Source organism: Vibrio sp. 1562 (assembly GCF_033340155.1).
Taxonomy (GTDB): domain Bacteria; phylum Pseudomonadota; class Gammaproteobacteria; order Enterobacterales; family Vibrionaceae; genus Vibrio; species Vibrio alginolyticus.
Genome location: NZ_JAWOVY010000397.1, coordinates 1 through 668 on the forward strand (window position 1 = coordinate 1; position 668 = coordinate 668).

Here is a 668-nt window from a genome sequence, read left to right on the forward strand (position 1 = left end):
TCGTCCAAACAGTCCAATGGCTAAAATTTCGCGTAGAGGCGTACCTTCATCTGCAACGGTTTTAGTCGGTGCGGTGCTACTTGCGTCTTGTGTGATTGGGTCGTTATCCAAACTCGATTTAGAGTTTTTCCTAAAGCTGGCCAACAGTATTTTTGTTTTGGTTTATCTATTGGCAATGCTAGCTGCATACAAATTGCTGCACGGACTAGGAAAAGCCCTCGCGGCAATTTCTTTAGTGTTATGTACAGGCGTGTTCATCTGTTTAGGTCGGTCTATGCTTTACGCCCTTGGCATTTTTGCGCTGCTCTCTCTGCCGTGGAAACAATGGCGACAAAAACGACACTCGAGCATTGTCGAATAACTTCAGACGTCAAATAGCTCAAAGAGGCGTTTAATCAACGGGTCAATGTTATCAAGACGAACATTCCCATATCCGATCACGACGCCCTGCCAATCTCGTGCTTTAAAATCGGGATGCTCATAAAAACTGACTGGGCGCATCACGATGCCCGCCTTTTTGGCTCGTTGCGTCCACGTGTTTTCATCAATCCCTTGTTGCCAGCTCAACGTAACGTGCAACCCCGCCGCTTGGCTAATAACTCGAACTTTGTCACCAAAATAATGCTGAATAGAGAAACAGACTTGTTCGTGCTTTGACTTGTACACTC

The 668-nt window shown here is 46.1% G+C and carries 2 pseudogenes; one reads left to right on the forward strand and one right to left on the reverse strand.

From position 1 onward, the window contains the following. Positions 1–361 (forward strand): annotated as a pseudogene (locus tag R7Z49_RS25405) (L-methionine/branched-chain amino acid transporter); the annotation flags it as partial. Positions 362–363: 2 nt separating this feature from the next. On the opposite strand, the pseudogene R7Z49_RS25410 reads toward R7Z49_RS25405, so the two are convergent. Further along, positions 364–668 (reverse strand): annotated as a pseudogene (locus R7Z49_RS25410) (PLP-dependent aminotransferase family protein); the annotation flags it as partial.